At 58.1% G+C, this 2,353-nt stretch carries 1 protein-coding gene; it reads left to right on the top strand.

What is annotated here, in order from left to right; translation table 11 throughout:
- Nucleotides 1-259 precede the first annotated feature (259 nt).
- Complete coding sequence (speA, locus tag V6C07_RS04585) at nt 260-2,176, top strand: biosynthetic arginine decarboxylase (protein ID WP_333535187.1); 1,917 nt, start codon at nt 260-262, stop codon at nt 2,174-2,176.
- The last annotated feature ends 177 nt before the right edge of the window (nt 2,177-2,353 follow it).

Below are 2,353 nucleotides of genomic sequence, written 5' to 3'. Positions count from 1 at the left end.
CTGGTGTCCACAGGGTGAAGCAAGGCGCGCCCCGCGTCAAGAGGGCAGTGCCGGCCACGTTTTTTACGCTTGATCCGGGCCTGTGCGGCACGGCTTGAGGGCCTGCCGCCGGGTGATTTGACGGGGCAGGGCGGTGATGAAAAAAGCCTGTTCCGCAACACTGCCAATATTGACTTTCCCCCCCTTCCCGGCATAATTACGCCTCTTTTTTGCGTGCAGTATTTAACCCTCGCCCGGCGGGCGATACAAGGAGTGAGAATTGGCAAAAAACCGCGCATTGCAGCAGTGGCGGGTGGAGGATTCCATCGAACTGTACGGCATCCGCAATTGGGGGGCCGGATATTTTGACGTTTCCGACGCGGGCGAAGTGGTTATCTGCCCGCAAGGCCCCAAAGGCCCGCAGGTTTCCATACCGGAGATCATCTCCGGCCTGCGTGACAGGGGCTATGACATGCCCGTGCTTCTGCGCGTGGAAAATATTCTCGACTCGCGCATAGCGAACATTCATGAAAGCTTTCGCAAGGCCATAAAAAATCTCGGCTATACCGGGGCCTACCGGGGCGTTTTTCCCATCAAGGTGAACCAGCAGCAGCAGGTGGTGGAAAAGATCGCCCAGTTCGGCGCGCGCTACCATCACGGGCTTGAGGTCGGCTCAAAGGCCGAGCTGATCGCCGCGGTGTCGCTCATGCAGGACAGGGAAGCCTGCATCGTGTGCAACGGGTACAAGGACGAAGAGTTCATGGATCTGGGCCTTCAGGCCCTGCGCATGGGCTTTAACGTGTTTTTTGTGCTTGAAATGCCCAGCGAACTGAACGTGTTGCTGGAACGCAGCAAGGCTCTTGGCGTTCGCCCCAATATCGGCGTGCGCGCCAAGCTGGCCGTAAAGGCCGGCGGCCACTGGACGGATTCCGGCGGCGAGCGTTCCACCTTCGGCCTTTCTCCGGCCCAGGTGGTGGACGTGGTGGATACCCTCAAAAGCCACGACATGCTGGACTGCTTCAAGCTGCTGCATTACCACCTTGGTTCGCAGGTTTCCAACATTCGCGATATCCGCACGGGCGTGATGGAAGGCGCGCGCCTTTACGTGGGCCTTATCCAGGAAGGCGCACCTATGGGTTACCTTGACCTGGGCGGCGGCCTGGCTGTGGACTATGACGGTTCGCACACCAACTTCATTTCCTCGCGCAACTACAATATGGATGAATACTGCACCGACGTGGTGGAAACCATCATGAGCATCCTGGACGTGGAAAATGTGCCTCACCCGCACATCATCACCGAGTCCGGCCGCGCCACCGTGGCGTATTATTCGGTGCTGCTTTTCAATGTGCTGGACGTAAGCACCATTGAAGAGGCGCAACTGCCCGAAAATCTGCCCGAGGGCATGCCCGAGCCGGTGCAAAACCTGAAGGAAACCTTGGCTAACATCAGTCTGCGCAACCTGCAGGAATGCTATAACGACGCCATCTATTATCGCGATGAAATGCGCCAGCTTTTCTCCACCGGCCGGGTGAACCTGCGCCAGCGCACCATTGCCGAGCGTTTTTTCTGGGCCATCATCATGCGCATTGCCCAGGAAAAAACCCGCCTCAAGAATGTTCCCCGCGACCTGGCCGACATTGATGTGAGCCTGGCCGACATCTATTACGGCAACTTCAGCGTGTTCCAGTCCTTGCCCGATACCTGGGCCATTGACCAGCTTTTCCCGGTCATGCCCATACATCGGCTCAGGGAATTCCCCTCGCGCCATGCCATCATTTCGGACATTACCTGCGATTCCGACGGCCGTATCGACCAGTTCATCGACCCCCAGGGCATGAAGCCCACGCTGGAGCTGCACCCCCTGCGTGATGGCGAGGAATACTATCTTGGCGTGTTCCTTGTGGGCGCATACCAGGAAACCCTGGGCGACCTGCATAACCTCATGGGCGACACCAACGTGGTGTCCATCCGTGTGGCCGAGGATGGAAGTTACGAATACGTGCGCGAAATTCGGGGCGACTCTGTGGCGGACATCCTCAGTTATGTGGAATACGATCCCCGCCGCATTCTTGAAGACCTGCGCAGCACGGCGGAACTGGCCGTGCGACAGGGCCGCATTTCGCCAAGCGAGAGGTTTTCGGTCATGCAGGCTTTTGAAGACGGCCTGCGCGGCTATACTTATTTTGAAAGATAAACTGAAAAACAGGTTTTTTGAAACAAAACGGCCCGCGCCAAAAGCGCGGGCCGTTTTGTTTGTTGCCGGTCAGGATCGCCGCAAGACTTCCTCGCCGTAGTTGCGGAGCACCTGCGGCAGATTTTGCAGCAGTTCGCTCACCTGAGTGCCGGGGTTGGGCGCGCAGTGCGCCGCCAG

The organism is Desulfovibrio sp. 1214_IL3152, from assembly GCF_036763055.1.
Taxonomy (GTDB): Bacteria; Desulfobacterota; Desulfovibrionia; order Desulfovibrionales; family Desulfovibrionaceae; genus Desulfovibrio.
This window is presented reverse-complemented; position numbering and strand designations above follow the sequence as displayed.